Origin of the sequence: Sulfurimonas sp., from assembly GCF_027056685.1 — a bacterium.
Lineage (GTDB): Bacteria > Campylobacterota > Campylobacteria > Campylobacterales > Sulfurimonadaceae > Sulfurimonas.
On record NZ_JALUKE010000060.1, the window covers coordinates 1 to 5,044 of the forward strand.

3 protein-coding genes are annotated in these 5,044 nt (G+C 35.5%); 2 read left to right on the forward strand and 1 reads right to left on the reverse strand.

Translation table 11 applies throughout. From position 1 onward, the window contains the following. Both MVY38_RS02340 and glmS read left to right on the forward strand, forming a co-directional pair. Positions 1-1,934, forward strand: a 1,934-nt coding sequence (locus MVY38_RS02340) for an HD domain-containing protein (RefSeq protein ID WP_297483166.1), incomplete at its 5' end; no start/stop codon positions are given. 9 nt (positions 1,935-1,943) lie between these two features. After that, on the forward strand, positions 1,944-3,758 hold the full coding sequence (gene glmS / locus MVY38_RS02345; RefSeq protein ID WP_297483168.1) for a glutamine--fructose-6-phosphate transaminase (isomerizing): 1,815 nt from the start codon (positions 1,944-1,946) through the stop codon (positions 3,756-3,758). A 63-nt stretch (positions 3,759-3,821) separates the two neighbouring features. Here glmS and MVY38_RS02350 read toward each other — a convergent pair whose 3' ends face one another. Beyond that, positions 3,822-4,982 (reverse strand): Mrp/NBP35 family ATP-binding protein, encoded by a 1,161-nt coding sequence (locus tag MVY38_RS02350; protein ID WP_297483172.1) that lies wholly within the window; start codon positions 4,980-4,982, stop codon positions 3,822-3,824. Positions 4,983-5,044 lie beyond the last annotated feature (62 nt).

Here is a 5,044-nt window from a genome sequence, read left to right on the forward strand (position 1 = left end):
TTGAAGAGGCACAACTGAGGCGCAAAAAGTACCCTAGTTCTATGCAGCCAAACATCAAAGAGAGTGTCGGAGGACTTCGGGATTCTCACCTCATTTTTTGGGTGGCAAAAACTATTTATGGAATAGATAGTACAAAAGAGCTCAGTGGCACTGTTTTTTCAGATGAAGAGTATAAAGAGTATCGTATGGCACTAGAACTACTCTACAGAGTCAGAAGTGCTCTGCATCTTATAACAGGCAAACAAGAGGATAGACTCTTACTACAATACATTCCAGAAGTCAGTACTCTATTAGGATTTAAAGAGCAGACAAAACTTGCTACAAAAGTATTAGAAGCACAGTGGCAAATAAATAATTTTGTACAAATATTTGTCAAAAAAATGGTACGCCCTTACATTTATGATGCTCAACACATCGCTGCGTTTAGAAAGAGTAGAATACAAAAAGGCTTTTATGAGTATAATGCAAGGCTCTATGCTTCTTTTCATCTTCCTATACAAAATATCAACTCTTTACTAGAACTCCTCATCAAAACGGAAGATAAAAAGTACAAGTTTGATGCTGGTTTTTTATACCAATTTTCCCGTGCAGAAATATCGCATCCGCTTCAAGCAGATACATATATACTTATAAAACAACTCTTTACAAAACGCAATATTGCACCCTTTTTAAAACTATTTTATGATGCGGGGGTACTTCCTGAACTATTTCCAAATTTCAAAAAAGTAATGCACCTTCCACAATTTGATGGTTATCATCACTATCCTGTAGATGTTCACTCTATCAAGTGTGTTGAAGCGTTAGAGAACATAAAAGAGGAACGACTTCAAACACTTTTTGATGGACTAAACGCAGATGAAAAACTGCTCATCAAAATCGTTGTTTTCTTCCATGACACGGGAAAAGGAAGGAAACAAGACCATAGTGAAGTAGGTGCAAAACTACTACTGCAATTTATTAAACATATTAAACTTAGTGAAGAACTCACTAAGCGTGCCATAACCCTAGTAAAACATCATATTTTAATGAGTAGCGTTGCCTTTAAAGAAAATATACATAATGAAAAAACACTCTATAAATTTATGTCTAAAATAGAAGATGCAAAAAATCTACAACTCCTCTATTTACTCACATATGCTGACATCAGCGGAGTTGGTGGTGATGTTTACAACTCTTTTAACTCTAAACTTCTTTTTGATCTTTATACAAATGCACTAGAAATTGCACAGAACAAAAATAGAATAACAGATGCGAAAAAAAGAGTTATTATTGAGTCTCGTGTTAAAAATCTACAAGAGTTCAAAGAGCTTCCCTCTCTTTTGCAAAAAAGACTACTCTCAATAGAGTCAAATCTCTTTTTCTTTAAACACACACCTCAAGATATTATACACATTGCAAAACTTGCAAGAGAGACAAAAGAGTACAGTTTTAGTCTCAAAAATGAGGGTTCTTTAAGCATAGAAATTTTACGAAAAATTCCACTTAACATCGGTTATTTACTAGCAACTCTTGCACATTTACAAGTCGCTTCTATGGAAATTTTCACCCTTTTTGACGGAGTAAAATATTTCAAAATTGAATTTATTCAAAATGTTGATAAAAATGTTTTGGTGGAAGTACAAGACATTATAGACAATGCTTTTGATATGCAAAAAGAGGTGCCACTAAAATCAGTAAACATTAAAAAAGAGGAGATTAGCCTTGATTGTGAGCACTCAATTACACATGCCGAACTCAACATCAACACATCTAATCAGACAGGACTTCTAGCCTATATTATGCATCAGCTTGAAGAGTTACAAATTAATGTTATTACTGCAAAAATTCATTCTAGTAAATATAAGGTACGCGATAGTTTTTTAATAGAAAAACAAAACAAAATATGCAATAATGTTGAAAACATTTACAAATCATTATCTAACGGTAAAAAATAAGGAAATTATATGTGCGGCATCGTAGGCTATTTAGGACAAAAAAATACAAAAGAAATTTTACTTGAGGGCTTAAAAGAGCTTGAATATAGAGGCTATGATTCAGCAGGAATTGCAGTGCTTAGTGATGGAGAATTTTCAAGTTTTAAAGCTGTTGGAAAGCTTGTAAATCTTGAAGAAAAAACAAAAGATTTCGTAACAGATGCATTTGCAGCAGGAATTGGACATACTCGTTGGGCAACACATGGAAAGCCAACAGAGTTAAATGCACATCCTCATGTTGGAGCAAGCTCTTATGTCGTTCACAATGGAATTATTGAAAATTATGCCCCACTCAAAAAAGAGCTACAAAATGAAGGTGTTACCTTTTTAAGCCAAACCGATACAGAAGTAATAGTACATCAATTTGAAAAAAATCAAAAAAAGAGTACAAATAGTTTTGAAGCTTTTAAAAAGACCATTAGCGAATTAGAGGGTGCCTATGCTATTTTACTTGTAACAAAAAGTGAAGATGACACTATCTTTTTTGCAAAGAATGGTTCCCCTATGCTTATGGGAATAAACGCAGAGAATGAAAAATACTTTGCATCTTCAGATACACCACTCATTGGGCAGTGTTCTGATGTAAATTATTTTGAAGATGGTGACTATGGCTATGTCAATGCCGATGAAATAGTTATCTTTGATAAAATGGGCAACAAAAAAGAGCCACACTTTACAAAACTCTCGACAAACAAACTCTCTGCACAAAAAGACGGCTACCGCTTCTTTATGGAAAAAGAGATTTATGAACAAAGTAGTGTTATATCAGATACACTTCTTGGACGATTAAGTGAAGATGCAGTAGTTTTTGATGAAATTGACACCTCTCTTTTTGATAGCATTAATGAGATTAAACTCTGTGCCTGTGGTACATCTTACCACTCTGCACTTTGTGCTTCATATATGTTTGAGAGACATGCAAAAATAAAAACATCAGTAGAAGTAGCATCAGAACTGCGTTATCGCGAACCAGTCCTCACACAAGATACACTTTTTGTTGTAATTTCACAAAGTGGAGAGACTGCAGACACATTAGAAACACTTAAAATGGCAAAAGCCGCAGGTCTTAAGACATTGGTAATTTGTAATGTTGATAACTCTTCCATGGTTCGCATGGCTGATGCAAGCATTTTAACCCGTGCAGGTGTTGAAAAAGGTGTCGCTTCTACAAAAGCATTTGCAACGCAAGTTGTCGTTTTTTGGATGCTTTCACTTTATGTTGCCAAACGCAACAATAGTATGCAAACGCAGGAGATAGCAGAACAAATCAGTCTCTTACGAGAAATTCCAAAAAGTGTTATAGTAGAAGACAGCATGCATGAACGCATCAAAAGACTCTCAAAAAGATACCTACATGGTCACGGATTTTTCTTTATTGGGCGTGATCTGTTCTATCCATTAGCACTTGAGGGTGCTTTAAAACTAAAAGAAATTTCATATCTGCACGCAGAGGGGTATCCAAGTGGAGAGATGAAGCATGGTCCTATCGCACTTGCAGACCCTGAACTTTTTACTATAGCCCTACTTCCAAAGCATCTTCTATATGAAAAATCACGAAGTAATGCAGAAGAGTTAAGTGCAAGAGACTCTACAATCTGTGCCATCTCTCCAATAGAATTTGACAAAGCAGATGACTTTATAAAAACAAAAGAACACGGGCATTATATGTTAGAATTTTTTGAAATGATGGTGGTTGTGCAACTTCTTTCATTAGAAATTTCTATACGTCTTGGAAATGATGTAGATATGCCGAGAAATCTTGCAAAAAGTGTTACTGTAGAATAAAGTATAAATATTACACCTCGCAAGAGGTGTAAGTAATGAGATTGTATTTACATATAGATATAACTAACTACAGCCACATCCACCACCGCTACTTTGTGCAGACCCAGTAGAACTTCCGCCAGTAGAACATGCACTTACACCTGGAGGTGTTGTTGGTTGAACAGATTGATTATCTACTCCACCATTTGCATTAATCTCTTCAATAGTTGCCCAAATAGATTCAGCAGCTTGCATATAGCGTTTTGCTGATTCACTTGTTGGTGCTACAAAAGTGATAGGTTTTCCATCATCTCCACCTGTTCTAATAGCAGGCTCAATTGGCACTTCAGCAATTACTTTTGTATCGAACTCTTTCGCCATAGGCTCAGAAGTTCCTTTTCCAAAAATGTCATACTCAACACCAGTATCTGGAGCAATAAACCCACTCATATTCTCAACAATACCAGCAATAGGAATGTTAAGTTTTTTGAACATATCAAGTGAACGACGAGAGTCATCAAGTGAAACGCCCTGAGGAGTAGTTACAGTAAGACCAGCAGTTACAGGTACAGACTGAGCAAGTGTAAGTTGTGCATCACCAGTTCCCGGTGGCATATCAATAACTAATACATCTAATTCAGACCATAAAATATCACGCAAGAATTGCTCAATTGCTTTCATAATCATAGCACCACGCCAAATTAAAGATTGCCCTTGTTCCATAAGTGAACCCATAGACATAATCTCAATGCCATACGCTTTAATTGGAAGTACTTTATTTCCATTTACTTCGGGTTTTACATCTGCTATACCCATCATACGAGGAATATTTGGACCATAAATATCTGCATCTAAAAGACCTACTTTTTTACCTTGTTGTGCAAGTGCAATAGCGATATTTACAGAAGTAGTTGATTTACCAACTCCACCTTTTCCAGAACTAACCATTAAAAAGTTTTTTACTTGTGGAGCGATGTTTTTACCATGAGAAGAGCTCTCTCTTGGCATTACAGGTGCTTTTACATTTACAGTAATATTCTCAGCTCCCTCTCTCATCAACTCAGCAGTAGCCTCATCTTTAATTTGTTGTGCCACTTCTGGTGCGCTTGATGTGATGTCAACAGTTACGCTTACATCACTACCGTTTACAACTATATCTTTAACAAAACCAAAAGTTACAATATCCTTAGTAAAACCGGGATACATAACTTTTGAAAGTGCTGATTTTACAATTTCTTCAGTCATTATATTGTTTTTCCTTTTTAAAATTTTTTATTTTCGGAGTGTATCATATCTAAATAAGACAA

What these genes read in the sequence shown, in the direction of transcription:
- glmS (WP_297483168.1), top strand. Translation starts at nt 1,944, where the DNA reads ATGTGCGGCATCGTAGGCTATTTAGGACAAAAAAATACAAAAGAAATT.
- MVY38_RS02350 (WP_297483172.1), bottom strand. Translation starts at nt 4,982, where the DNA reads ATGACTGAAGAAATTGTAAAATCAGCACTTTCAAAAGTTATGTATCCC.